Annotated in this window: 21 protein-coding genes and 1 pseudogene; 12 read left to right on the top strand and 10 right to left on the bottom strand. The window is 58.8% G+C overall.

Annotated elements, in window-relative coordinates; translation table 11 throughout:
* Positions 1-31: 31 nt before the first annotated feature.
* The 5 genes from SG26_RS13885 to SG26_RS13865 all read left to right on the top strand — a co-directional run bounded on the left by SG26_RS13885 (position 32) and on the right by SG26_RS13865 (position 5,811).
* Positions 32-1,963, top strand: a complete 1,932-nt coding sequence (locus SG26_RS13885; protein ID WP_014040100.1) for an ATP-binding protein — start codon at positions 32-34, stop codon at positions 1,961-1,963.
* A complete protein-coding gene (locus tag SG26_RS13880) occupies positions 1,956-2,402 on the top strand; it encodes a response regulator (RefSeq protein ID WP_044952200.1) in 447 nt (148 codons plus the stop codon). Before SG26_RS13885 ends, SG26_RS13880 begins: the two co-directional genes overlap by 8 nt.
* Before the next feature lie 2 nt (positions 2,403-2,404).
* Positions 2,405-3,478 carry an ATP-binding protein gene (locus SG26_RS13875; protein WP_014040098.1) on the top strand — a complete coding sequence of 358 codons (1,074 nt, stop codon included), beginning with the start codon at positions 2,405-2,407 and terminating at the stop codon, positions 3,476-3,478.
* A gap of 96 nt (positions 3,479-3,574) precedes the next feature.
* Positions 3,575-5,134, top strand: coding sequence for an ATP-binding protein (locus tag SG26_RS13870; RefSeq protein WP_050037862.1), 1,560 nt, complete (start codon positions 3,575-3,577; stop codon positions 5,132-5,134).
* A gap of 50 nt (positions 5,135-5,184) precedes the next feature.
* Positions 5,185-5,811, top strand: coding sequence for an METTL5 family protein (locus SG26_RS13865; RefSeq protein WP_050037861.1), 627 nt, complete (start codon positions 5,185-5,187; stop codon positions 5,809-5,811).
* Here SG26_RS13865 and SG26_RS13860 read toward each other — a convergent pair.
* Entirely contained in the window at positions 5,808-7,466 is a 1,659-nt protein-coding gene (locus SG26_RS13860) for a rhomboid family intramembrane serine protease (protein ID WP_050037860.1), read from the bottom strand. The two genes, SG26_RS13865 and SG26_RS13860, sit on opposite strands and share 4 nt — an antisense overlap.
* 115 nt (positions 7,467-7,581) lie before the next feature.
* Entirely contained in the window at positions 7,582-8,001 is a 420-nt protein-coding gene (locus tag SG26_RS13855) for a DoxX family protein (protein ID WP_050037859.1), read from the bottom strand.
* A gap of 136 nt (positions 8,002-8,137) precedes the next feature.
* Here SG26_RS13855 and SG26_RS13850 point away from each other — a divergent pair, with 136 nt between their 5' ends.
* Positions 8,138-8,488, top strand: a complete 351-nt coding sequence (locus tag SG26_RS13850; RefSeq protein ID WP_014040094.1) for a helix-turn-helix domain-containing protein — start codon at positions 8,138-8,140, stop codon at positions 8,486-8,488.
* A gap of 46 nt (positions 8,489-8,534) precedes the next feature.
* Positions 8,535-8,861: a hypothetical protein gene (locus SG26_RS13845; RefSeq protein ID WP_008309691.1), complete on the top strand. Its 327-nt coding sequence runs from the start codon at positions 8,535-8,537 to the stop codon at positions 8,859-8,861.
* 1 nt (position 8,862) lies between these two features.
* Here SG26_RS13845 and aglJ read toward each other — a convergent pair whose 3' ends face one another.
* The gene (aglJ, locus tag SG26_RS13840) at positions 8,863-9,933 is read right to left on the bottom strand and encodes an S-layer glycoprotein N-glycosyltransferase AglJ (protein ID WP_014040093.1); all 1,071 of its coding nucleotides are present in this window, start codon (positions 9,931-9,933) and stop codon (positions 8,863-8,865) included.
* 328 nt (positions 9,934-10,261) lie between these two features.
* On the opposite strand from aglJ, the pseudogene SG26_RS13835 reads away from it, so the two are divergent.
* Positions 10,262-11,109, top strand: a pseudogene (locus tag SG26_RS13835) (TrmB family transcriptional regulator).
* On the opposite strand, the gene SG26_RS13830 reads toward SG26_RS13835, so the two are convergent.
* The 4 genes from SG26_RS13830 to SG26_RS13815 form a co-directional block, all read right to left on the bottom strand.
* A complete protein-coding gene (locus SG26_RS13830; protein ID WP_023843215.1) occupies positions 11,100-12,554 on the bottom strand; it encodes a sulfatase in 1,455 nt (484 codons plus the stop codon). The pseudogene SG26_RS13835 and the gene SG26_RS13830 sit on opposite strands and share 10 nt — an antisense overlap.
* 2 nt (positions 12,555-12,556) lie before the next feature.
* Positions 12,557-13,534, bottom strand: a complete 978-nt coding sequence (locus SG26_RS13825; protein WP_014040090.1) for an alkaline phosphatase family protein — start codon at positions 13,532-13,534, stop codon at positions 12,557-12,559.
* Positions 13,535-13,602: 68 nt separating this feature from the next.
* Positions 13,603-14,784, bottom strand: coding sequence for a glycosyltransferase family 4 protein (locus SG26_RS13820; protein ID WP_044951784.1), 1,182 nt, complete (start codon positions 14,782-14,784; stop codon positions 13,603-13,605).
* Positions 14,785-14,872: 88 nt separating this feature from the next.
* Positions 14,873-15,820, bottom strand: a complete 948-nt coding sequence (locus tag SG26_RS13815; RefSeq protein ID WP_050037858.1) for a hypothetical protein — start codon at positions 15,818-15,820, stop codon at positions 14,873-14,875.
* A gap of 183 nt (positions 15,821-16,003) precedes the next feature.
* Here SG26_RS13815 and SG26_RS13810 point away from each other — a divergent pair, with 183 nt between their 5' ends.
* Positions 16,004-17,404 carry a flippase gene (locus SG26_RS13810; RefSeq protein WP_023843213.1) on the top strand — a complete coding sequence of 467 codons (1,401 nt, stop codon included), beginning with the start codon at positions 16,004-16,006 and terminating at the stop codon, positions 17,402-17,404.
* A gap of 3 nt (positions 17,405-17,407) precedes the next feature.
* On the opposite strand, the gene SG26_RS13805 is transcribed toward SG26_RS13810, so the two are convergent.
* Together SG26_RS13805 and SG26_RS13800 are read right to left on the bottom strand one after the other, a co-directional pair.
* The gene (locus SG26_RS13805; RefSeq protein WP_044951781.1) at positions 17,408-18,553 is read right to left on the bottom strand and encodes a glycosyltransferase family 4 protein; all 1,146 of its coding nucleotides are present in this window, start codon (positions 18,551-18,553) and stop codon (positions 17,408-17,410) included.
* A 105-nt stretch (positions 18,554-18,658) separates the two neighbouring features.
* The gene (locus SG26_RS13800; RefSeq protein WP_023843212.1) at positions 18,659-20,359 is read right to left on the bottom strand and encodes a glycosyltransferase family 39 protein; all 1,701 of its coding nucleotides are present in this window, start codon (positions 20,357-20,359) and stop codon (positions 18,659-18,661) included.
* A gap of 236 nt (positions 20,360-20,595) precedes the next feature.
* Here SG26_RS13800 and SG26_RS13795 point away from each other — a divergent pair, with 236 nt between their 5' ends.
* The 3 genes from SG26_RS13795 to SG26_RS13785 are packed head-to-tail and all read left to right on the top strand — an operon-like array spanning position 20,596 to position 23,781.
* Positions 20,596-21,630, top strand: a complete 1,035-nt coding sequence (locus tag SG26_RS13795) for a glycosyltransferase family 2 protein (RefSeq protein ID WP_014040085.1) — start codon at positions 20,596-20,598, stop codon at positions 21,628-21,630.
* A gap of 25 nt (positions 21,631-21,655) precedes the next feature.
* Positions 21,656-22,621, top strand: a complete 966-nt coding sequence (locus SG26_RS13790) for a lysylphosphatidylglycerol synthase transmembrane domain-containing protein (protein WP_064287912.1) — start codon at positions 21,656-21,658, stop codon at positions 22,619-22,621.
* Between the two features lie 56 nt (positions 22,622-22,677).
* Entirely contained in the window at positions 22,678-23,781 is a 1,104-nt protein-coding gene (locus SG26_RS13785) for a sulfatase-like hydrolase/transferase (RefSeq protein ID WP_014040083.1), read from the top strand.
* 24 nt (positions 23,782-23,805) lie between these two features.
* Here SG26_RS13785 and aglG read toward each other — a convergent pair whose 3' ends face one another.
* Entirely contained in the window at positions 23,806-24,741 is a 936-nt protein-coding gene (gene aglG, locus SG26_RS13780) for a glucosyl-dolichyl phosphate glucuronosyltransferase (protein ID WP_044951778.1), read from the bottom strand.
* Positions 24,742-24,813: the final 72 nt, after the last annotated feature.

Here is a 24,813-nt window from a genome sequence, read left to right as displayed (position 1 = left end):
CTGTCTTGTAGCGCGGGCGCTGATACGGTCCATGGCTTCTACAGAGGACGCTGTTATCTATCAGGACGTTTTTGAGGCGAGTCCGGACCCGATTATGATCCACGACGCCGACACCGGAACCGTCGTCCGGGCCAACCAGGCCGCGGGCGCGCTCCTGGGGTGTACTCCGGACGACATCGTCGGGATGCACGTCGGCGAGTTCAGTCCGCCGGGGTTCTCCACGGCGGACGCAAACGACCTGATAGCCGAGGCAGCCACGTCAGGTTCGGCGCAGGTCGAGTGGGCAACGGAGGGACCCGACAGCACGGACCAACTGGTCGAGGTAACGCTCAAGCGAGCTGCTCTCGGCGACGAGACCCGTGTTGTGGCGTTCATTCACGATGTGACCAGCATCCGCGAGCGGGAACGAAAACACGCAGAACAGAGCGAACAGCTCCACACCCTGATGGGGAATCTCCCTGTCGTGGTGTTTACGCTAGACCCGGACGGCGTGTTCACGTATTCAGCCGGGAAGGGGCTGGAAGGGCTCGGAATGGAACCCGGCGACCTCGAAGGGACATCGGTGTTCGAGACGTACAGTGAGTATCCGGACATCATCACCGCCGTCGAGAAGGCCCTCGACGGGGAGGAAGTCCGCGTGACACAGGAAGTCGACAACCTCGTCTTCGAGACGTGGTATCGACCGGTGTTCGACGACAGCGGACAACTCAAACAGGTCGTCAGTGTAGCTAGAGATATCACCGCCCTCAAACGCCGCGAGGAGCGCGTCGAGGCGCTCAGCGACGCGACGAACGAATTGCTGTACAGCCGCACAGAGACTGCGGCCGCGGACACAGTCACACAGATTGCACAGCGTATCGTCGACCAGCCGCTCGCCGCGATATGGTCCCACGACAGCGGCGACGACACGCTCTATCCAATCGGCGCGACGGCAAAGGCGACCGACTTCGCCGGCGTGGAAACGGCGGCGGATCTCCCGCCGATGGGGCCAGACAGCGACGAGAACCGTATTTTCCACACCAGCGAGCCGACCGTTATCGAGGATTATCAAAAACTGTCGAACCCGTCAGCGCCGGCGATGCCGATGCGGACGCTCCTGTGTCTCCCGCTCGATGACCAGGGGATGCTGTGTATCGGGTCCGAGACCGTGGCGTCGTTCGACGGCGACGAGCGGTTCCTGCTTGAGATTCTCGCGAGTACGGCGGCTGCCGCGCTGGAGCGAATCGAACGCGAGACGCGGCTCAAATCGAAACAGGCCGAACTAGAGCGCTCGAACGAGGCGCTCCAGCAGTTCGCCTACATCGCGTCCCACGACCTGCAGGAACCGCTCCGGATGGTGTCGAGCTACGTCGACCTGTTGGACAGCGAATACGGCGACGACCTCGACGAGGAGGCCGCCGAGTACATGGCCTTCGCCGTCGACGGTGCCCACCGGATGCAGGAGATGGTCGACGCCCTGCTCCGGTACTCCCGCGTCGAGACGAAGGCGGGTGACTTCGAGGAGACGGACCCGGAAGCGGTCCTCGACCGGACGCTGGACGCCTTACAGATGCGAATAGAGGAGGTGGACGCTACCATCACGGCAGAGTCACTGCCACGCGTCGACGCCGACTCGAACCAGGTCGGCCAAGTGTTCCAGAATCTGCTGGAAAACGCCATCGAGTACGCGACGGAGGCCGGCATCGAACCCCGTATCGAGGTCAGCGCCGAAGAAGACGACGGCATGGTGACGTTCACCGTCTCGGACAACGGGCCGGGGATTCCGGCGGCGGACCGTGAGGAGGTGTTCGACATCTTCCACCGCGCCGGTGCCCACGACACGGAGGGCACCGGCATCGGGCTGGCCGTCTGCCAGCGAATCGTCCTGCGCCACGACGGCCGCATCTGGGTCGAACCGTCCGACGACGGCGCGATATTCAAATTTACGCTGCCCGCGGTGACGGAGGTGAATGGCGATGACTGACTCCAGCGAGGGGCGGCCGGTGGAGATTCTGCTGGCGGAGGACAATCCCGGCGATGTCAAACTGACCGAGAAAGCCCTGGAGAAGGGGAAGGTGCTGAACAACCTTCACGTCGTCAACGACGGCGTCGAGGCGCTTGCGTTCCTCCGGCAGGAAGGTGAGTACGACGACGCACCGCGGCCGGACCTGCTGTTGCTCGATCTCAATATGCCCCGCAAAGGAGGGCAGGAAGTCCTCGAAGAGATGAAAGGCGACGAGTCGCTCCGGCGGATTCCGGTCGTCGTGCTGACCAGTTCCGAGGCGGAAGAGGACATCATCGAATCGTACGATCTCCACGCGAACGCCTACCTGACGAAACCGGTCGACTTCGACGGCTTCGTCGACATCGTGAGCAGCATTGAAGATTTCTTCCTTACGGTCGTCAAGCGGCCGCCGAAATAACGATGGCTGAGACGGTGCATCTCGACGTGCTCCTCGTCGAGGATAACCCGGGCGATGCCCGCCTCGTCGAGCATCACCTGAACTCGCCGGCGGTGGCGCACTTCGTCGACGACGTGACGATTTCCCACGTCGAATCGCTTGCGCCGGTCGCCGAGCATTCGGAGGCGGCCTACGACGTGGTACTGCTGGACCTCGGACTCCCCGAGTCAACAGGGCTTGCGACCCTTGACCGGGCAACCGAGATCGTGGAGGGAGTGCCGATCATCGTCCTCACCGGGATGCAGGACCGGGAGGTGGCTATCGAAGCGATCAACCGGGGCGCACAGGACTACCTGCCGAAAGAGGACTTGGACGGCGACCGACTCGTGAGAGCGCTCCGGTACGCAGTCGTCAGGAGCCGCCAGCAGCGTGCCATTCAGCGACAGACCGACCAGATGGACTTCTTCAACAGCATCCTGCAACACGACATCCTCAACGGGATGAACGTCATCCGGGCGCGTGGCGAGCTCCTTGAAGACACGCTCGACAGCGAGGAACGCGAGTACGCGTCGACCATCGTCCAGTGGAGCGACGACCTCATCGAACTCACCGAGAAGGTCCGGGCGGTGCTGGAGACGGTCACTGAGGAGGGCGGGCGGGACCACGAACACCGGGAGCTACAGACTGTCCTCGACGATGCGGCGGACCGCGCCCGGTCAGTCAGCGACGACTGTACCGTTACTATCGAGCCACAGGTGGTCACTGTCGTCGCTGACGAGTTGCTCGATGACGTGTTCGGGAACCTCTTTCTGAACGCGGTCGAACACGCCGGACCAGACGTGACCATCGACGTGACGACAACGGTCAAGGAAGGCGTCGTGACCGTCTGTTTAGCGGACGACGGGGACGGGATTTCGAACAGCGAGGCCCGCCGCATCTTCGAACGTGGCGAGAAAGGGTCTGAGTCCGGCGGTACTGGCTTCGGCCTCTACTTCGTGGCCACGATGGTCCGGAGCTACGGCGGCGATGTCTGGGTCGAGGACAGCGACCTCGGTGGCGCAGCGTTTTACGTCGAACTCCCGCACGCGACTCTGTAGGGGTGGCTGCTTGTCACACCGTCATCGCTCGGGTGCATTTCAGCTCCTGAGAAACGGGTCCGAATCTTCAACTCCCGGGAGACCGAGTCACCTGCTATGGATGATCCGCTGGACTGTCCCGAGGGTAGCGACTCGGAGGAGCGAGATCGCTATCTGGCAGCTATGCAGGACCTCACTGCAGCGATGGCGGCCAGCGGGACCTCGTTTCGGGAGCGTGTCGAGCCAGTCTTGGACGTCGGTCGAGAACACCTGGGGTTTCCGAACGGGCATATCGCGGTCGTCTCCGGCGACGAACACACAATTGTCGCCAGTAGCGGCCTGTCTTCGACGATTACGCCGGGGGACGAGACACCACTTTCCGAGACGTACTGCAGACACACCCTCGACGAATCCGGGATACACATCGTCACCAACGCGAGCGAGTCAATGTCGACTGACCCCGCCTACGAGCGGTTCGGACTGGAGGCGTACGTCGGCACGACGCTTCGGGCGGACGGGGCGGAGTACGGAACGCTGTGTTTCGTCAACGACAACGAGGCGATTTCGGAGTTCTCGGACTGGCAACAGACGCTGTTCGAGCATCTCACGCAGTGGGTCGAAGCGGAGATCGAACGCGAGCTAGCTGTCGACACACGCGAGCAGAGCCAGCAGCTGTTGGAAGCGACGTTCAACTCACCGGAGACGTTCATCGGTATCCTCGACGCTGACGGAAACCTCCTCAGGGCGAACGAAACAGCGCTCGGGTTCGTCGATGCTGATGACGAAGCCATATTCGGGGAACCGTTCTGGGACACGCCTTGGTGGAACCACAATGAGGCAGTGGCGTACCGTTGCCAGGATGCTGTCGAGCGGGCGATGGACGGTGAGATGGTCAGGTTCGAGGCCGAGCATATCGGCGCAGACGGCCAGCGGATCTCGACCGCTGTCGTGGCCCGACCAGTAGCGGTCGACGGTACCGTGCAGAAAATAATCGTCGAGGGGACAGACATCACGGATCTCAAGCGCCGCGAAGAGCAGATGGAGTTTTTCAACAGCATCCTCAGACACGATATCCTCAACGGGATGACCGTCATCGAAGCGCGTGCGGAAACGCTTGCAGACGCACTCGGCGGGACACAGGCGACGTACGCCGAAACGATTCTGGACTGGAGTCGGGATATCGTCGACCTCACACAGAAGGTCCGGAGCGTGCTGAGCACGATGTCTGACGACGGCCTGACCGAGGCAGAGACGATCGCACTGGGGCCGGTCGTCGAAGGGGCCACGAGAAAAGCGGCCTCGATGGACGAGGACTGCACACTCAAAACAGACATCCCTGACGGCATCGAGGTCGTGGCTGACGACCTCCTCGACGATGTTGTCGGGAACATCTTGACGAACGCCGTCGAACACGGCGGTTCAGGCACCACAATCGAGGTGACGACGGAACGCGTCGACTCGATGGTCCACCTTCGCATCGCGGACGACGGCCCCGGGATACCGCCCGAACAGCGCGAGGCGATCTTCGAGAAAGGGGAGCGTGGAACCGAGTCGACGGGGACCGGGTTCGGACTCTACTTCGTGTCGGTGATGGTCGACAGCTACGGCGGCGACATCTGGGTGGAAGAAAGCGACCTCGGCGGCAGCGAATTCGTCGTCGCACTTCCATCGGAATAACTGCTGGGCATTTCCAAACGTTTTTGAATGAATCGGGCGTATCTCCAGTAATGCCGACAAAGAGTGCGCTCGCCCAGCAACTCGCCGTTGTCGCCGGGTTCGACAACCCACGGGCCAGTCTCGAACAGTACCGGACACCGCCGGACCTGGCAGCGCATCTGGTCCATACTGCGGACCTCCAGGACGATATCCAGGGACAGACGGTCGTCGACCTCGGCTGTGGCACCGGGATGCTGGCGCTGGGTGCAGCGCTGCGGTCGCCGGCGCGGGTGGTCGGGCTAGATATCGACCCTGCACCGCTGTCGACGGCGCGCGAAAACGAGCGGAAGGTCGGGTCGACGACGCCAGTGTCGTGGGTTCGAGCGGATGCCACTACAGCCCCGCTGTGTCCGCCTACCGAGGAAACCACCGTCGTGATGAACCCACCCTTCGGCGCGCAGTCGGACAACGAACATGCCGACCGTCGGTTCCTCGAAACCGCCGCAGTCGTCGCGGGCGTCTCCTACTCGATTCACAACGAGGGGAGCCAGTCGTTCGTCGAGTCCTTCGCCGCCGACAACGGCGGCGAGGTGACCCACGCCTTCGAGACGGAGTTCGACCTACCGCGACAGTTCGAGTTCCACGAATCGGACCGGCAGGCGATCACCGCGGAAGTGTACCGCATCGACTGGACCTAGCTCCGCGCCGCTTGCTGGCGACGCTCCGCGATCTTGACGCGAGTGCCGTCGGTCCGTGCGTACAGCCGCGAGCGGTTCCGCTCGAAGGTCAGCCCGCCGATTCGCGCCCGCGTCATGTTCGCCGGGAGCGGTGCCTGCCCGACCGTTTCGTTCCCCCGTGTTACGCTCACGTCGAACCCGTTCTGCTGGGCAGCCACTGTCACGTTCCGCCCGTCCAGTATCACGTCCGCCGTCGACGGCTCCGAGGTGTAGGCCGTCCGGGGCTGGCCGCCCTCACGCCTGAGTTGGACCCGATAGACGCTGTCGTTGCCGAGCACCGACCAGTCCGTCCGGTTCGCGTAGACCGACTCGCGCCAGGTCGCCCCGCCGACCGTGACTCGCTCCTTGCCGTTGACCGCGAGCCGGCCCGGCTGGACGGCGGCGATCCAGACCTCACGCTCCGCGCTGGCAACGATGACACCGCTGGCGTTGACGCTCGCCCCCTCCCGCTGCGTTGGGACCCAGATGCTCTCGAAGTACGCGTTCGGGACGTTCTCGTCGTAGGTCACCACGTAGTCTCCGACCTCGATGCCGTCTTCGGGGAGCTGGTCGTCCTCCAGGTCGACGATGTTCGTCGGGACGGCGGCAAGACTCAGTGCGCCGAGGACGACGAGCAGGACCACCACTGCGAGTGAGGCCGGGCGACGATCGAATCCAGGACGGAATTCGCGGTCGGAGCCGACGGTCGACGCGGCGACGACGAGCGCCAGAACGAACACCAGTGCCGTCCCGGCCCAGCGGAACAGCCGAAACCGGCCGCCGCCAAGCGGTATGTACACCGCCCAAAGTCCCTGCGCGACGGCGAACACGAGCGTCGCAAAGAACACCCGCAGCGTGTCGGGGCGTTCGTCCCGGTTCCACAGTAGCGCGAGGGCCACGATGACGCCAGCCAGAATGCCGATGGCGTGGCCCTGGATGGCGATGTTGGACCACCACGGCGTCACGAACCGGGTCTGGCCCGAGGCCGTCGACACCGGGTAGCGAAGCGCCGAATACAGGAGGTCGAGTACGCGGTTCCCGAGAAACGCGCCGAGAAACAGCGTCGGCCGCGTCACGAGTGCGAACCCGGCTATGGCAAACACCACGCCGGAAAAGCCCACAATCGGCCCGATAGCGAACACCGCGGAGAACACGCCCACGACGAACATGGCGACGGGAACGGCCAGAATCCGGGCGAGCGGGTTCGTCCGCAGCGACGTGAAGGTCTGGACGCCACGCTTGCGGGGGTAGTGGCCCCAGACGTACTCCGCGACTGTCCCGTACACCAGCGTGCCCATGAGGTTCCCCGTGATGTGCCCCTGACTGCCGTGGGTGAACGCCCCGGTGAGCATCCCGAACGGGTAGAAGTACGACCACGTCCGGAACGGCGTGACAAGCGGGTTCCGCGGGTGCCACCACGCACCCTGCAGGAACAGATACACCGCCAGGACGCCGGCCATCGTCAGCAGCGTCCCCCACGGAACGCCGAGGAGGAGTCGCGCCCGTATGCCGTCGCCAGGTCGCGCGGCCGACAGGCGGCGGACGGCGACGAGGACCGCGAGCACCACGGTGAGGACGACCGCTTCCTGCCACGGGAGCCACGCGGGCATGGCCGGCGTCGGCAGCGACTGTATCATTCACGCACAGTTCAGGTACGGGACGGCTTATGGATGGCGGCAGGTGTCACTCTCCAACAGTGACAAACAGGGAACGGGTCGGTGTCAGGCAACCTGAGCCAGTGAACGCGTCACCTCAAAACAGGGACATACCGACGCTGTACGGCCACGACGTGCCGGCCACTGCAAGCAGGGACAGCGCGCCGCCGGCGAGGGCGACGTTCTTGAGGAACTGCGTCATCTCGTCCTGTACTTGGTCGTCCGGAACCGCCCAGAAGTTGTGCATCATGACGGCGGAGGCGACGAGGAACGTCGCCAGCGCCCCGGCTGCGATGACGGGGTACGCACCGAGGATAACGAGGATACCGCTGACGAGGAGCAGTCCGCCGCTCCCGTAGACCGACGCCACCGGTGCCGGGAGCCCCTTTGCCTCCGCGTAGGGGGCCATCTGTCCGGCGTTCTGGAAGTGGTTCAGACCCATGAACGCAAGCACCCCGCCGAACAGGAGTCGGCCCAGCAGGAACAGTTCGCCCGCACCGGCGGACTCGAACGCCATCAGGCGCTCACCACCGGTACAGGAGTGGTTTCGCTACGAGACTGTCGAACCGCGATTGGTAGTTTCATTACGTTACTTGGTTCGTATGCGAACCTATTTGTACGTTCCCGGACAAGGGAGATACCAGGTAGCACCGATGTCATCTGAAGTATTCACCACCGCGGACGAGGAGGAAGAGAGCGGGCCGTGTGCCGTCATCGAGTCGCTGGAACAGATCGGGTCGCGCTGGCGGCTGGTCGTGCTCCACGAACTCCAGAACGGTGAACAGCGGTTCAACGAACTCAAGCGCGCCACCGACGCCAGCTCCCGAACCCTCTCGCGGGTCCTCGACGACCTCCAGGAGATGGACTTCGTCGACCGGCGGCTCGAAGAGGACGCCCCCGTCGCGACGTACTACCAGCTCACGCCCAAGGGCGAATCCCTCTGTCCAGTGTTCGACGAAATCGAGGACTGGGCCGAGGAGTGGCTGGCCGGTTGCCAGAGCTGATCCGACAACGCAGACTTTTCTATCCCCCGGCCCCATCGCTTTACCAATGGGAGTACGGCCACCAGCCGATAACAGCGACGAGCCAGACGTCATCGAGTTCGGTATCGCGGCACTCGACGCCCGCCTGTCGGACGTGGACATCGAGTATCCCGCGACGGCGAGGGAGGTCCGGGACGCCGCCGGCCACATCGCGGTCCCGTTCGACGCGTCGGGCCACTCGATGACCGTCGCCGAGGCGCTCGAGGAGACGACCGCCACGGAGTTCGACAACGAGCAGGAGCTACTCAACGACCTTCATCCGATATTCGAACGGAAACGGGAAGCCACCAGAAACAGTATTCTCTCCCAGCTACGCGCGCTGGTCCCGTTCTGAGCTACTCGTCGGAACTGTGGGAGGACACCGCCGGCTCTGTCTCTATGTCGCTGTCTCCGGTGTCTTCCGCGTCGCCCTTCTTGCCGTGCTCTGCGTCGCCGACCCGCTGGTCGTCGAACACATCCACCGGCCGACTACGGCTCTCGTGTGTGAGCTGGACTGCGATGTCCTCTAACCGGCGCGTCTGCTCGCGATTCACCGCCACGAGCATATCCGATAAGACGCCGAACATGAGGAGCTGAATCCCCAGTAGAATGGCGAACGAGCCGACAACGGCGATCACCTCGTGTGAGATACTGTTGACGACCCAGTCGTAGGCCACGTACGCTCCAAGTAGGAACCCGACCACGGTGCTCCCGAGGCCCACGCTTCCGAAGTAAAACAGCGGATTGTTCGTCTTCGCCATCTGGTACAGCGTCAGTATAATCGTTGCGCCGTCCCGGAACGGACGGAGGTTCGTGTCGGACTCGTCTGGTCGGGGCTGATAGGTGATCGGCACCACCGCCGTCGAGACGTTATGTTTGACACACTCGACGGCCATCTCCGTCTCGATACCGAAGCCAGACGCCGTCAGCGAACTCCGCTGGAACGACTGACGCGTGAACGCTCGATACCCCGAGAGGATGTCGGTGAGGTCCCGTCCGTGAATCGTTTCGAAGGCCCTGTTGATGATGCGGTTGCCGATCTGGTTCAGCTTCGTCATCGCGCCGGGTTGCATATCCGCGAACCGGTTCCCGATGACGTGGGCAGCCTGACCCGACAACAGCGGCTTGAGGAGCCTGTCCGCCTCGTCGGGCCGATAGGTCGCGTCCCCATCGGCCATCAGGACGTACGGCTGCTCGATGTGGCGCGTCACCGCCTCCCTGACGGCCTGCCCCTTCCCCGAGCCGGACTGTTCGACGACCCGCGCGCCGGCCGATTCGGCGATGTCCTGTGTCCCGTCGGTTGACCCACCGTCGATGACGAGGACGTCGTCGAAGCCCTGCTCGCGGAACCCGGACACGACCGACTCGATAGTCTCAGCCTCGTTGAATGTCGGCAACAGTATACAGACGTCGTCTCGGTCGGCCATTGATTCAACGTCATCCACGCGAAGGCAAATAAATGCGGGTCTGGCCGCGTGCGGATTCTGTTTTAAGTTCCCGCAGTCATCGGCAAGCAAGCGGCGACAGTCGGAAGCAACTGATAACAGCCGTGTCAGTCGTCGCGTTGCTCGCTCATGTGCTCCCAGACCTCCGCGCAGCCACAGCCGTCTTCGATGTCTGCCAGGTGATCGTCTTCTTCGGTCTGGGATGTCGCAGTCATGTTACTCACTCTGCGAGTAACTACTCACAGCCACCCACTAATAGGTTCCGGCGATGGGCGACGCGTTTTACATCCCCTGCCACACATGAGCGTGTATGAGCGACCCTGCGGACGTGTTCGACCTGGTCGGGCTGACCGAATACGAGGCGACGGCGCTGGAACAGTTGCTCTCGCTCGGCCGGACGACGGCCCGAATCTCGCTGAAGCGAGCGGCATCCCGAAGGCCCGCGTCTACGGCGTGCTGGAGGCGCTGTCCGACCGCGGCTTCATCAAGGTGATTCCCGGTCGTCCCAAGGAATACCAGCCGAAATCGCCCGGCGAAATCCTCGACCGGGCGGTCGAGAACCACAGACAGTCATACGAATCGTTCGCCGCCGACATCGACTCCTACCGCGATGCGTTCCTCGCCGAGTACGAACCGCGGTTCGACCGCGCCAGCGAGGACATCTCGCCGACGGCCGAACTGTTCCACGTCGTCGACGTGGGTGAACCGAGCGAACGCGAGACCAGACGGCTATACGACGACGCCGCCGAGACGCTTCGGGTTATCACCAATAGCTTCGCCTACCTCGACAACGTCGAGCGTGCACTGGCCAAGACACTCGACCGTGGGGTCGAAGTCAGCGTTCTCTTCCTGCATCCCGACGAACTCCCACCGGAGAAGGCAGCCATCCAGGCTGACATCGTCGAGCGGCTGACGGCGGAGTTCCCCGCTGTCGACCTGCGGTTCAGCACGGAGAAACTCCCCTGGCGCGGCACGCTCGTCGACCCGAGCATGGACTACGACAGCGGCGAGGCGATTCTACTGGTCGAGGAGCCGGACGTTCCCAACCACATGCGCCAGGCCGCGATTACGGACAACGGGTCGTTCGTCGCCGGGATGAAGCGGTACTTCGATCTGATCTGGGAGTACGAGAGCGTCGAAACGGCCCATCAGACGTAGCCGAGGTCTTCCAGCCGCTGGTACGTCCCGTCGTCGAGGTCGTCGAAGTCCTCGCCCGTCGTCTTGACGTCGAGTTCCTCTATCGATTCGAATGCGCTGTCGACGTGTTCCGCACCGCCGTCGGACACTTTGTACGACGTCTGGGCGTCGCGGCTGACGACGGTGGCGGCGCGGTCGCGGTTAGTACAGTACTTGACAACTCCCTCACTGTCGTCTTTGAACACCGCTCGCGACGTGGCGGTCCACGGCGACAGGTCCCCGACGTACGCACCGGCGCGTTCCTGCAGCGGCTCGTCGAGGCCGACCGCAGTAGCGAGGACCGGTCCGTCGGGACAGAAGCCGGCAGTCTGTTGATCGTCGGCCCGAAGCCGGTTCACGACCCGCGGAAATTCGACCAGCGACGCGGGACGGTCGACCCGATGAGACTCGGTCTGGCCCGGATAGCGCACGATGAGCGGGACGTGGAGTACGCTGTCGTGAATCGCGACGCCGTGTTCGGCGACCCGGACACCCGGCCGAACGTCGCTCTGTTCGCCGAAGCCCTCGCCGTGATCGCTCGTGATGACGAGAAGCGTGTCATCAAGCTCACCACGCCGTTCGAGCGACGAAACGAGCCGTTCGAGTTCCGCGTCCATCTGGCGAATCCCCCCGTCGTACAGCGACTCGACCGCCTTCTTCTGCCACCACGGGCGGTGTCCGCCGTTGAAGTCCCACTTCTGGTCCTCGAAGGAAGCCTGCAACGACGACGCCTCCGAGCCCCCCCACTGGTCGTAGTCCGGCATCGGTTCGTACGGAATGTGGGCGTCCATCAGGTTGAGACACGCCGCCCACGGCCCGTCCTGTCGGTCGCTCCAGTCCAGCAGCGAATCCACGTAGACGTCCGCCGGCGTCGATGCTCTGACGCTATCCGGGAGGAACCGCTTGTAATCGGACTGGAGTTTCGTCGCCACACCGTTTGCCAGCGACCGGAGCGGCGCGTCGTCTGTCAGCGCGAGTCTGACGAACTCCGCGTACTGTCCCCGTCCCTCGTTCGAGACAAACTCGTGGGGGTTGACTGCGCCCGGGAACGGGACGTTCCGCGCCCCGACGATCTCGTCAAACCCGTCCCGGAGTCCGACATCGACGGCCGTCAGCCAGTCATTTTCGGTGAACACGCCGGTGCTGTACCCGTCTTCTCGCAGCTGTGCGAAGACTGACGCCGACGGGTCGAGCCGATGCCCCGCCGAGACGATACCGTGTTCTTCGACGTGCAACCCGGAGAAAATGCTCGCGTGGCTCGTGACGCTCCGCGCACCAGGCGCTCGGGCCTGCTCGTACAGCGTCGCCCGCTCTGTGGCGAACGAGTCCAGAAACGGCGTCGTCTCGTTGACGTGGCCGTAGGCGCTGAGGTTCTGTGCACGGACGCTGTCGAGGATGACCAGCAAGATGTTTGGATCGCCCGACATGGCTACATATACCCGAGATCTTCGAGGTGCTCTTTGACTTCCTCCCCCGACCGGTCGCCGTCGTCCGACGCCGTCACCTGCGGTGTCGACGTGTGGTCTGTTTCGTCGAGTTCGGCTTCGATAGCCGCCCGGACGTCGACGACACTCTCGATTGCGTCGACCATGGCTGCGTCGGTCCCCGCAACCATCGCCTCATCGGTGTGGACGCCGTCCTGCAGACCGTGGTCGCTGACGAGCAGTAGCTCGTCGTTGTCACCGAGGTCGTCTCGAACCTCGCCGACGAACTCGTCGAGTTCTTCATAGGCGCGGTCCTGTAGAGACGGTTGTTCGTACGCAACGTGGCCGATGAGGTCGAGCCCGCTCGTGTATGCAAACACCAGTTCGTGTCGCCCACCTCTGAGCGCCCGACGTGCGCGAGCGAGGCGAACCATCGACATTTCGAGGCACTGCTCGTAGAACAGCGCCGGGTCTGTCGACGAGTGGCCGCCTTTCGCTTCGAGGTCGCGCTCGAAGAGGTCGCCGAGGTTCCGCCGGAGGCTGTGTTCGCGGTCCTCCGTGTCCGGGTCGATGACGTAGTTGGGGATGCCGATTGGAGCCGCCTCCCGGCCGTCGAACACTGTCGACAGGCCGTTCTCCTCGTAGTAGGTCGCCGGGATCCGGAACGCGTCCTGTTCGGTGTTGTTCAGTAGCCACGCGCCGAGACGCGTCTGCAGCCCCGACGGGAGAAGGTAGTCCGCGGCAGCACTCCCGAACCGGAGGACGGGGTTCTCCCAGGCAACGCCGTCGTCAAGCGTGATGCCGTGTTCCGGGGGCCTGAGCCCGGTAATGATCGTCGGCCAGAGTTCGTGCGTGCTGGGGCCGCCCTCGACGCTCCTGATCGTCTCGATAGCGTGGTGGTCAGCGAGCGTCAAATTCGGATGTGCCGTCGAGTCTACTAGTTCCGGGTCGAGTGCATCGATACCCAGCACTACGAGGACCATATCTACCCTGAACGTCTCAGTCGACGGCTTAAGACCTTTCGATGCACGCGATAGACGGCGGTACGACCTTAGCCAGACAGCGAACGGTACAGGTCGAGGTACTCCTCCGCGATTTTCCGCCAGTCGTACTTCTCCTCGACGCGGTCTCGTGCCTGTCTGGATATCTGTTTCGTGAGTTCGTAATCGGAGAGCAAGGTGGTGACGGCGTCTGCGATTGGTTCCGGTTCCTCTGTCGGAACGACAAAGCCCTCCTCCCCGTCGCGGACCATTTCGTTTGCTCCAGAAACATTGGTAACGACCACTGGACAGCCGGTCGACATGGCTTCCAGACGGACCATGGAAAAGCCCTCTGACCGAGAAGGGTGGACGAAGGCACGTGCTCGGGATAAGTGTTCTCGGACAATAGACTGGTCAACATACCCGTGGAACGTGACGTTTTCGTCTAGATCGAGATGCTTGACCTGAGCGACCAATTCGTCTTCTTGCGGCCCGTCACCAAAGACGTGGAGCTGGACTTCGGGATATTCCTGCTGGATTTGATCAAGTGCTTCGATCAAGATATCATAGCCTTTCCGTTCCCGAAGGCTACCGATGGCCACGAGTTCATGTGAGTCGTCCGGTTCACTGTACTCGAAGACGTCCGGATCAACGCCCAGCGGGATCGTCCGGAGCTTCGATTCGTCAACGAGGTCAGCATACATCTCGTAGGCTTCTTGATCGACAACCACAATTCGGTCTGCGGCGTCAAGCGTTCGCTTGAACAAATCCATCCGAGGTGGATCAAGGATTACATCGCGAGTCGCGTCAACAATTGTGTGAAGTGGATCGGTAAATGGCCTCGGAAGGTTTCTCCCTACCCAAGAAGAAAGCATCCGATTGAATTCCTCAGCCATGATGGCATGCCCTGTTTGGCACGGTCCAACGACGACAGGAACATTGTCATGAAGCTCTGAAACGAGGATTGGATTGAACCACCTGTAGCTGAGATTCATGTGGTGATATATATCAACAGATCCCTCCCGAAGTTCTCTTAAAAGTCTATAATACAAATAACTATAGAACGAGATCCTGTTAGAGCCCCCAAGCGGATACACAGTAACGTTTTCCGGTCTAAGAGTATCAGAAACTGATCTCGTGTATATATCGACAGTAAAATTATCGTCGTACAGGTTATTCAGGAGATTGTAACTCTTCCCGTATTCGTTGTTATGAATGTCTGTTTTGGTCGGTCCGATGAGAACTCGCGGCATACTGATGGTGGGAGATGGGGGAATTAACAGTTATTCTTGTCGTCTCTCTACTAGCCAGATAGCCATGGAGTGTATTCAGATATGATTATCACTTATAACCTAAGGCTTCAAGTTGCGATTCACGGGCAGGCTTTTGATCATCTCCGCCGCTATCAGAGACATTATACTCAGGGGTATATTCCTCAGTATCTATCCCGTCTAGTGTAATCCACGGGACCTCTCTTACAGCACTGACCGGAACTCCTTTCGGGTGGCCATATACCCCGCATTCACCTTTTGCATTGCCGTGGTCAGCGGTTAGAGCGATGGAGCCATCAATAGACGTTGAGAGGATACTAACTTCTTCCAGTATCCACTCTAGGTTGTCAATATATGCAGTCCAGAAGTCATCGTGCGAAACGGTGCCATCACAGAGGCGCCACCAGACTTTGCTACCGAACTTCTTTGTGCCCTTGAATTCACGAAACCACTCTGGTCGCGACCGGAAGGGTGCATGTGGTTGCATGTAATGAACAATCATTCTATCAACGCCCTTCTCGTCGCGTTTTCTCCAAGTGTTAATCGCGTGATCAGTCAGTTTCCGAGGCGAAACCGTCCGAATATCATACTCCGTACTGGCGATCCCAAAATGAGTGAACTCTGAAAACTCATCGTATTGTATCTGGTCCGTATATGGATTGCCTGTGATATATGCGGTTTCTTGGATCTCTGCTGAATGTCTTTCATTAAACGTTTTTTTGATCCATTCAGAGCTGGTACCGCCGACTGACCAGCGCGTCTCGAGTTTGCTATCAGCAAAAAGAGATTGATAAGAAGTTCCCTGTATGATTTCTTCCATGGCATCAGCCCTGCATCCGTCCAAGATGACCAATATATCCCAGTCTTCGTCCCAAACCACCTGCCCTTCCTGTTGCTTTGGAGCGAATCTCCCGAGCAAGCCGGCCCATAACTTTCTGAGTGCTATCTCGAGATTCTTTGGAGAAGGATCTGATTGTAGGCGGTCCACTGTATCAAAAAACCAATCAGAGAAGCTCATCTGTACTGTGTTGATTTGGTGGTCGAATGAATGTTTTGAAATGGCACCCTGTCCAGGCCTGGATAATTAAATACGGTACAATTGGAGAGTCGAGTTGAGTGACAACATCTAGCATCGCTAAGAACCCTCGTTGTTTTAATAAGGACAGAATAATAAACATATGGAAGAAATCCACAGATATCGATGGATATCGACCGGTCAAGTGTTGTTATATACGCCAGTAATATCGTACTGAGTCTAATTGGTTTTGTTGGAACCGCATATTTTGCTCAAACTCTCGGAGGAACGGTTCTTGGAATCTTTTTCACCTTTGATGCGGTCACGAGCGTGCTGATGACCGGAGCGCGGCTTGGAGTCGATACAGGGATAGAGAAGCGAATCAGCGAAACGACAACTCAACAGCGTGGGTCGTACTTGACTGCAGGATACCTCATAACACTCGCTCCAATTGTAATTATGTCTCTCGGATTGTTCGTACTTGAAGGCTATGTAGACGAATACATTGGTGTGGCGGCCGTACCCTTACTGATTGTATTTATTATTTCCAGTACCGGGAGATGGCTTACCGGAGCAGCCCTTCGTGGTGAAGGGCGAGTGGCGCTTAGCTCTCTTATCGAACTCTTTGGTGAAGTAATTCGTATAGTAACAAGTATCGCGCTAATCATAGCCGGGTTGAAGATATTTGCTCTGTTATATGGTGTCTTGATTGGAGTTGTCGTGAAGTTTGTCATATTTTACTTCGCCTTATCAAGTACGCTATCTATCCCAACTTGGGAAACTGTCAGAGACCTCTGGAGTTTCTCGAAGTATACATCATTCAATAGTGTGAGTTCCCTAGCATACAACTGGGCAGACACGCTCGTGTTGGCATACTTCGCGTCAAAGACCGCTGTTGCCGTATACGAGGCTTCTTGGAAGGTCAGTGTAGTCGCAGTAATGGCTAGCCAAGCCCTAAGCCAGGCAGTGTTTCCATCTATCAGCGAGTGGGCGTCACGCAATGAGTACAGTCGCATTGAAACGGCCCTAAGCGAAGGCTTCACATATGGTCTCCTGCTTGTCATCCCCGCCGTAGTCGGTGTAGCGATACTCGCCGATCCATTCATGCAACTCGTCTATGACTTCGACACGGGTGGGTTAATCCTCATCCTCCTGATGGCGGAGAAGTTGTTGCAGGCCCCGAGAATCCTGATCCAGCGGACGCTCACGGGGATCGGCCACCCGAATCTCGTATTCCGGACGGCAGCGCTGACCCTCGTTGCAAACGTTGTACTCAATCTGTTACTGGTCCCGGAACTCGGATCGTTCGGTGCAGCGGCGGCAACAATAACGACAGTCAGCATCGCGCTCGTCATTCAGATCGCGTATCTCCGGCGGTTCATCACTGTGACAGCAAACTGGCGGGCGCTCGGAAGGCAGACGGTCACAGCGTTAATGATGGGCGCAGTGGTGTACGCGGCGTCAACCATCTTCCCGCCATCGACGCTTTTGAAGCTTGGTGGCTTAGTCGCACTCGGCGTCGTCGCGTACGGTCTCGGCATGGCAACGGACCGCGAAATCAGAGAGCGCGTGTTACAGATGGTGTAGCGCCTACCGATTGCACGCCACAAGTATCGACCTGTACCGCTCGCAGGCCGCCTCAAAGCTGTACTCGGTATCGATTCGATCGCGTCCGTTCTCGCTGATGCTGTCGAGGTCGTCTCGGTCCAGAATATCGAGTATTGTCTGTCGAAGCGCCGCCGGCTCCCGTGAATCGAGCAGGAAGCCGGTTTCGCCCTCGCGGACAACGTCTGGAACGCCCGAAACCGGCGAGGCCAGTACCGGCGTTCCGCAGGCCAGCGCCTCCAGAATTGTCGTCGGTAGTCCCTCCGTCGGCTGTGACGGCAACACGAGCAGCGAGAGATCGTTGAGTTGATCGGGTACGTCGTCGTGATCAACCCAGCCGGTGAGTTCGACTGCGCCACGTTCGATTTCAGACGCGAGTTCGGTTTCCAGCCACTCACGGAGGTCACCGTCGCCGATGAACCGGAACGTCACGTCACCAGGTAGTTCCGCGGCGACAGAAGCGAGTTCCCGGATGCCCTTCTCTTCGTCGAGCCGTCCGAGGAACCCAACGACGCGGTCGCGGTCGGCGTAGGGCTGCTGGACGCGAAATTCGTCCGTCCGGACGTAGCGCGCCCCCATCGGATACACGGTCGGGGATTCCGGATGCAGGTCCAGTTGGCGGGCCATCTCGGGCGTGTACGTGATGACCCCGTGAGCCGCGGCGAAGCCGGCTCGTTCGAGTGCACGGACGGCACCGGCGAGCCCGGCAGCCACCGGGTCCGGCAACTGCTGTTCCCAGTTCAGCCGGAGCGTCAGCGGCACGTCGCCGCGGGGTTCGACGAGAACCGTTTTACCGAGCAACCGAGCCGCGATAATGGGAAGCAGGTACGACGTTGCGCCGAAAAAAAGGACTACGTCTTCGTCACGGTCAGCAATAACGCGACACATCCGGAGTTGGTTCAGCAGGAACCGGACGGCGGCGGTGACGACGGAGTCGCCCGCGCCTTTTCGCGTGAGCTCAACGAGTTCGTGCCGGTCGCGAATCTCGGAATCAGCCGGCAGGTCAGCCGTCACGAGCGCGACTGATGTCACAGCCGACAGGATGTCGAGTAGGCTTCGTGTGGCGTTCTCGCCAGCAGCGGCGAGGGGATGGGTCACGACGCAGACGCTCTGGAGCGATTCGTCAGTCATAGATGCCACTTTCGCCCAGTGTCACGGGTGATTCGCTGGCTACCCTGTAGTGTCCGTGGGTGGAGAGAACGGGTCCCGGGGAGTGATCTGGACATATAGTTGTCATTAACAGGTCGGTTCATCGTCTATCCGCTTCATCACGAGGATAGTCGGATTTCCGTCCTCGGGGAACGACGAAAGTCCGGCGCTGTCTCTGAACTTTCGCTCCGCGCTGAGTTCGGTGTTCACCGGCGGACCGAACGTCCGGACGATTTCGTAGTCTTCCTCGGCAAACAGCGCCGACATGCGTTCAGTCACATCCGGGAACACGGACGGATCCTTGAAAAAGCGGAAGTAGTGGTAACTGGAGAGCACGACGTACTCGGGCGCGTTACAGTCCAGACGTTCAAGCCCTGGCTGCCAGTTTTCTCGGGGGAAGGTGGAGTGGATTTCATATCGGTTCACAGTTGTCTCGTCTGGAAATTCTGGGAGATACACTTGCTGCGAGTACACGTCAACAGTGTCGGAGCTATCTAGGTTGGCGTGTGTCCACGCCGTGGCCTCCTGACGTGATTCGTTAATATCTGCGACACCAACGGTCGTGTGTACGCCAGAAAAGACAATGACAAGCGTTAGAAGTCCGATCCCGGCTAGACGGACCGGATGGGAGAACTGACTCAACTCCGAGCCAGCGATACCAGCGAGGACCGCGAGAATCGGGAAGAGCGGCATTACCCGAGGGAACTGTGTCATATTCCCTTGCGTGATGACGATGAAGTACGGGATGGCATAGACGAGCAACAGCCAAACCGCACTGTCGAGGGTACCCCGCAAGAGGAAGGCGATGACAAGCAGTACGGACAGTATAGAAAACAGGAATAGCATGATTCCCTGCCCTTCGGCGAGGTGTGCGAGCTGGATGAGCCACCCCGGGTCCGACCAATTGTACGCAACAGAATCGCTCGTACTTCGGTAGATATATCGAGATATCTCGTCGGCCCATGAACCCGGATGGACGAATATCGATGGCGTTGTAGTGACGTAGCTGAGTATAGTTAGCGTCGGGTACCTCCAAACCGCTTTGACGAACTCACCAACGGTCCTCGACCCGTCCCAGTGGCGTTCGATGATGACGATAGCGATCGGAAGAACGAGGAGCCCGGCCGTTGCTTTCGTTGACGCTGCCAGGCCAGCGACCAGTGCGGCAGCCAACAGCGTTCTGGTCTCTCTCGAATGAAACGCACGAACCGTTAGCAGGAACCCGAGCATGAGGAAGAACGTCATCGGGACGTCCTCAGTTGCGTAGTGGGCGGTGAGGACATACCCGACAGAAGTCGTGAGAAAAACGGACGCAAGGATTCCGGCACGGCGGTCCAGTAGTTCTCTACCGAGGTAATAGAGGACGACAACAGTCCCAACACCGAACAGGACAGATACTAGCCGACCGGCGAACAGCACGTCGTAGAAGGCTGTGAGAAGATCAGGCGACACACCCCAGCTCGGCGAGCTGCCGACGCTAGCTGCGCCCGACATGATGTCGCCGAACTGTCCGGTCACGAGCCAGTACAGCGTCACCGGGACAAAAGAGAGCGCCAGAAGGTAGAGGTGAAGGTTCCCACCCTTCCGGAAGTTATCGATGAAGGGGTTCTGCTCGTATCCCATCCTGAGAGCGAGTTCGATAGCGCCGGTTTCGTCCGGAAACGTCAGATGCGGCCGCAGTCGCCAGGTACCGAAGAACATCAACAGGAACGCAGCGAGCGCAATGATCGGGACAACCGGCTCACGTCGGACCGACTTACTGATTCTGTTCCACAGATTAGAGGGCATTTCTTCTTGATTACCCACTGACTGTAATAGTCTGTGCGATTTTACGAGAGTACCCTCTGCACATGGTTATCATAACTTGTTCTTCGTGCTGAGATTACTGAGTCTTCTCCAGCCCCAGAAGACAATTACTAACAACTACCGATACAACGACTCTATATGATTTCTATCGTGGGCAGTACTGTGAATGACAACTGTTAATAAACCTGCTTGAAGAATCACAGTCACGGCATCACATAATGGCGACGACAGAGGACGTACGGGGTAACGCAAGTGAATTCACAGGTGAAGACCATGACAAGGTTCGAACCTCCGTTGTACTGCCAGCGTACAATGAAGTGGATAATGTCGAGCCACTAATCGAGGAAATCCAGTCAGTATTCCAGGACGAACCGGCATTTTCGCCATATAACATCGTTATCGTTGATGATGGTAGTACCGATGGTACTAGGAGCGTTATCCGTGACTTGGCAGAACACAATGAGAACGTTCTCGGATTATTACTGTCCCGCAACTTTGGACAAAGTGCAGCCTTGAACGCGGGTATCAAACAAGCAACTGGCGAATTTATCGTAACTCTTGATGCTGATCGACAGAACGACCCACAAGACATTCCGGACCTCCTCAATATGTTGATAAGTGGGGACAGCGAATCCGATAGCTATGATTGCGTCAGTGGCTGGCGGCGAGACCGGAACGACCCGTTGACAAAGACGATACCATCCGCGATACAGACACGGATGGCACGCTGGACTGGGCCAGATATCCACGATTTCGGTTGTACTCTGAAGGCATATCGGTCAGATGCTCTTAACGAAATAGAGTTGTATGGAGAGGGTCACCGGTATATTCCGGCAAAATTGTACAACCGGGGCTACAGAATTACAGAAATCCCAGTTAACCATCGCCCCCGGACGGAGGGCAGTTCAAAATACGGCACGAAACGACTCATAAGGGGCTTTGTTGACCTCTTGTTTCAGGTATTCTGGAACCGGTACTCAACCCGACCGGTTCACTTCCTCGGTGGGTTCGGATTGGTTTCGTTTGGGATAGGGATGCTAATCGGGATTCATGCAGTGTTCTCGAAGTACGTATTGGGTGTCCCGCTACTGCCAAATCTTCCCCGACTTGTACTAACGGTTGCACTCGTTCTATTTGGCCTTATTTTGATTATGTTCGGATTTCTGGCGGAGATGATTACAAAGTTACACTACATTGAGAGAGACCCCTACCGTGTGGAAGTAGTTATCGGCGGTGGCGCGGAAAACAAGTGACCTATAGCTGACACCCTGTATTAGTATGTCAAGAAGAAACACAGACATCCGTAGCATCCTCTCGGCTTTGCTTCGCGTTTCTATCAGTGTAATACTACTCTGGTATGTGATCAGTAGAGTCGGATTCGACACACTCATTGAACATCTCCAAACGCTTGAGCCAGTCACACTAATTATCGCTGTTGGACTAAGTGTTCTTGGTGTCGGCCTCAGCGCTTGGAAGTGGCGAGTTCTGCTTTCTGTGAAAGGTATAAAATTAACGCTCCTCACCGCTTGGGTTTATTACTACATCGGCCAGTTCTTCAATGCGTTCCTCCCATCAATTATCGGTGGAGACACTGCACGGATGTACTACCTCTATGCGGATACAAACGACGGATCCGCATCAGTTTCTTCTGTCGTGATTGAGCGGATTGCTGGCCTCTACTCGATCTTGTGTATCGTTTTGGTTGCGGTCGCATTTGGCTACGAACTAGTTCCGACTCGGATCGCAGATATGGTACTCCTCGGCTGTGCGGTCGGGATAATTACGATACCACTATTGCTATTTACTGACCTGTTACGTCCAGTCCTAGAAACAACGATTTTTGACATACAAGTGCTCGACATCGGGAACCGGGCTGAAAGATTGTACACTGCAGTGTACGAGTATCGTCAAGCCAAACGAGCAGTGGTCATTGCACTTTTACTTTCGGTCGTGTTCCGAGTCTTACTGATCGCCAGCAACTACGTCGTCGCCTTGGGGCTTGGGATTGAGATACCACTCGTGTACTTTTTTGTATTTATTCCACTAGTGGAACTCTTCCTCTTTTTGCCGATATCAATCCAAGGCTTTGGGGTGCGTGAGAGCGCGTATCTATATCTGTTCACTTCGGTGGGAGTCGGAGACGGTGTCGCGTTGACGTTCGGAGTCGTAATGCAGCTTATTCTCCGAGTAATAAACAATATTATCGGTGGCGCCGTATATGCCGTTCATACTCTCCGTTCCTGAAACTTCGAAACCTGATTCAAAAAGGGATATAATGCCCGACTGTCAATCCCAAGTAAATGAACGATATCGTGCTGATTACAGCTGATTCGGTCCGGTATGACTACATCGAAGAGATGGAGTTTCTTTCGGGATTCCCAACACAATCGGGAACGACAGTCGGCCATTACACCAGGCCGAGTCTAGCAGGCCTCCTGTCTAGTCAGTACCAGGCAACGATGAAGTCGGCTGTAGCTGGACCAACAATACCCGAAGTCATGTCGAACGCCGGGTACACGACAATCGGTCTAGCTCCGAGCCCACAACTTGACGAAGTGTTCAATTTCAATCAGGGGTTCGATAAGTACGAGAATTTCGTTGATGCAGGCAATCGCGGCAGCAACCGACGGGAGATTCTCGGGCAGTTTGATCTTCTTCGAAAAGTCTACCATCGCTTCTTTCCGCCACATGCGAAAATGTCCGATCTTCCGACTGATAAAGCGGTTGTCGAGCAAGCAATAGAGCAGTTCAACGAAGCTACTGGGCCTCGGTTCATGTGGGTGCATTTAATGGGTAGCCATCGGCCATATGGCCGTGGTGATGACGCCATTTCGAGGTCACTCGATAGGAAAGCCTTGTTTTCACCGTCCTCGCTCAAGGATTCCGAACACCAAGAGATTACATCGGCCTATAAAAATGCCCTCTCAAGAGTCGATACCGTCATTGAAGATCTTTTGATGGATCTCGATGGTGATCCGACGTTCATATTCACCTCAGATCACGGCGATGAATTCGGGGAAGAGGGGTACTACTATCATCAACCACAGCGCAGGCGAACAGCCGATAAGCTGGTCACCGTTCCCATTGTCAGCAACGATATTTCGCTTACTGGAGATCGGTGTAGTCTCCTCGACATTGGGCCGATGATCGCTACTCAAGCCGGCATAGATCCGCCCGAGGAGTGGAACGGTATCGATATTCGATCAGAATCCAGGTCGTATACGCTGACAATTGCGCCCTGGCACAATACGGCTTCACTCCGACTCGCAACCAACGACTACACCGTTACCAGCACCGATGGACGTGTATCGATGACGGAAGCAGGTACTGATACCCATGTCAAAAGGAACGAACAGGCAGAAGAGGTCCAAGAGCGACTTCAGGACCTTGGATACGTTGAGTAACGTCGTACTGTAGACCGGTCAGTGCTATCTCCAGACGTACATTCCGTAAAGGTATCCCACGCCGACACTGCTGGTGAGAAGAAACAGGAAGACCAGCTGCAGGACTGCGCCGAGCGACGGAGATTCGACGAGTCCACGGAGACGTAACGGGAGGAACCGAAACAGGAGGTCGCTGAGGAAATCGGACTCCTCGCCGGTCGATTCCGGTACAAACACCTCCATGCCGCGCTTCGAGTACCCCTGCCAGAACGCGCGGTCGACGAGCCACCCGGGGTCGGTTCGGTAGTCGAATATCTTGTGCGCGACGAGCGCGTCCGGGGTGTAGTACACTCCCTCGTCGTATTCCGTTCGCAAGCGCGCACAGAGTTCCGTCTCCCCGCCCTGGAGGTTCTTCTCGCCCTGGCGGCCGCCGATATCGTCGTCGAAGCCGCCCAGTTCAAGGAACACGTCCCGGTCGAAGGAGATGTTCGAGCCGAAGGTGTTGCGGACGACGCCGGGTTCGTCGGGGTCGCCATTCGGGCCAAAGCCACGGTGGGTGACGCCGATGAGCCAGTAGAACTCCTCGGGGAGAAAGCTCGGTTTGCCGGCGACCCACGCCGGCGTCATTCGGCCGCCGACCGCGAGGGCGTCGTGTCGTTCGTAGGCATCGACTAGCGCCGCGACCCACTCTTCATCGGCGATTGCGTCGTCGTCGATGAACGCGACTACGTCACCGGTGGCGACTCCGGCCCCGTTGTTCCGGCTCTCTAGCAGTCCGACGTTTGCATCGTTGCAGTGAGTCATGACAGCGTCCCGGTCGCCGTAGTCAGAGTCGTACTGTTCGTACACTTCTTGGTTACCATCCGAGACCAGTACGAGTTCCACGTCGTCGTAGGTCTGGGCTAAGACACTCTCGGCCGCCGCCCGGCAGTCGTCGTACCGCTCCATCGTGTGCGTACAGAGCACGACCGAGACTCGCATGGTCGGTGGTGTGCCACCGGTGCTGTTAGGCGTTTCCATCCTGCGCTCGCACAGAGGTCAAAAGGCTTATGC

Origin of the sequence: Haloarcula sp. CBA1115 (assembly GCF_000827835.1) — an archaeon.
Classification (GTDB): Archaea; Halobacteriota; Halobacteria; order Halobacteriales; family Haloarculaceae; genus Haloarcula; species Haloarcula hispanica.
Note: the sequence above shows the minus strand (reverse complement) of the source record. Positions and strands in the feature narration are given on the sequence as shown.

Excerpts from the sequence above, each read along its gene's own strand:
- SG26_RS13885 (WP_014040100.1), top strand. The coding sequence starts at position 32 with ATGGCTTCTACAGAGGACGCTGTTATCTATCAGGACGTTTTTGAGGCG.
- SG26_RS13880 (WP_044952200.1), top strand. The coding sequence starts at position 1,956 with ATGACTGACTCCAGCGAGGGGCGGCCGGTGGAGATTCTGCTGGCGGAG.
- SG26_RS13875 (WP_014040098.1), top strand. The coding sequence starts at position 2,405 with ATGGCTGAGACGGTGCATCTCGACGTGCTCCTCGTCGAGGATAACCCG.
- SG26_RS13870 (WP_050037862.1), top strand. The coding sequence starts at position 3,575 with ATGGATGATCCGCTGGACTGTCCCGAGGGTAGCGACTCGGAGGAGCGA.
- SG26_RS13865 (WP_050037861.1), top strand. The coding sequence starts at position 5,185 with ATGCCGACAAAGAGTGCGCTCGCCCAGCAACTCGCCGTTGTCGCCGGG.
- SG26_RS13860 (WP_050037860.1), bottom strand. The coding sequence starts at position 7,466 with ATGATACAGTCGCTGCCGACGCCGGCCATGCCCGCGTGGCTCCCGTGG.
- SG26_RS13855 (WP_050037859.1), bottom strand. The coding sequence starts at position 8,001 with ATGGCGTTCGAGTCCGCCGGTGCGGGCGAACTGTTCCTGCTGGGCCGA.
- SG26_RS13850 (WP_014040094.1), top strand. The coding sequence starts at position 8,138 with ATGTCATCTGAAGTATTCACCACCGCGGACGAGGAGGAAGAGAGCGGG.
- SG26_RS13845 (WP_008309691.1), top strand. The coding sequence starts at position 8,535 with ATGGGAGTACGGCCACCAGCCGATAACAGCGACGAGCCAGACGTCATC.
- aglJ (WP_014040093.1), bottom strand. The coding sequence starts at position 9,933 with ATGGCCGACCGAGACGACGTCTGTATACTGTTGCCGACATTCAACGAG.
- SG26_RS13830 (WP_023843215.1), bottom strand. The coding sequence starts at position 12,554 with ATGTCGGGCGATCCAAACATCTTGCTGGTCATCCTCGACAGCGTCCGT.
- SG26_RS13825 (WP_014040090.1), bottom strand. The coding sequence starts at position 13,534 with ATGGTCCTCGTAGTGCTGGGTATCGATGCACTCGACCCGGAACTAGTA.
- SG26_RS13820 (WP_044951784.1), bottom strand. The coding sequence starts at position 14,784 with ATGCCGCGAGTTCTCATCGGACCGACCAAAACAGACATTCATAACAAC.
- SG26_RS13815 (WP_050037858.1), bottom strand. The coding sequence starts at position 15,820 with ATGAGCTTCTCTGATTGGTTTTTTGATACAGTGGACCGCCTACAATCA.
- SG26_RS13810 (WP_023843213.1), top strand. The coding sequence starts at position 16,004 with ATGGATATCGACCGGTCAAGTGTTGTTATATACGCCAGTAATATCGTA.
- SG26_RS13805 (WP_044951781.1), bottom strand. The coding sequence starts at position 18,553 with ATGACTGACGAATCGCTCCAGAGCGTCTGCGTCGTGACCCATCCCCTC.
- SG26_RS13800 (WP_023843212.1), bottom strand. The coding sequence starts at position 20,359 with ATGCCCTCTAATCTGTGGAACAGAATCAGTAAGTCGGTCCGACGTGAG.
- SG26_RS13795 (WP_014040085.1), top strand. The coding sequence starts at position 20,596 with ATGGCGACGACAGAGGACGTACGGGGTAACGCAAGTGAATTCACAGGT.
- SG26_RS13790 (WP_064287912.1), top strand. The coding sequence starts at position 21,656 with ATGTCAAGAAGAAACACAGACATCCGTAGCATCCTCTCGGCTTTGCTT.
- SG26_RS13785 (WP_014040083.1), top strand. The coding sequence starts at position 22,678 with ATGAACGATATCGTGCTGATTACAGCTGATTCGGTCCGGTATGACTAC.
- aglG (WP_044951778.1), bottom strand. The coding sequence starts at position 24,741 with ATGCGAGTCTCGGTCGTGCTCTGTACGCACACGATGGAGCGGTACGAC.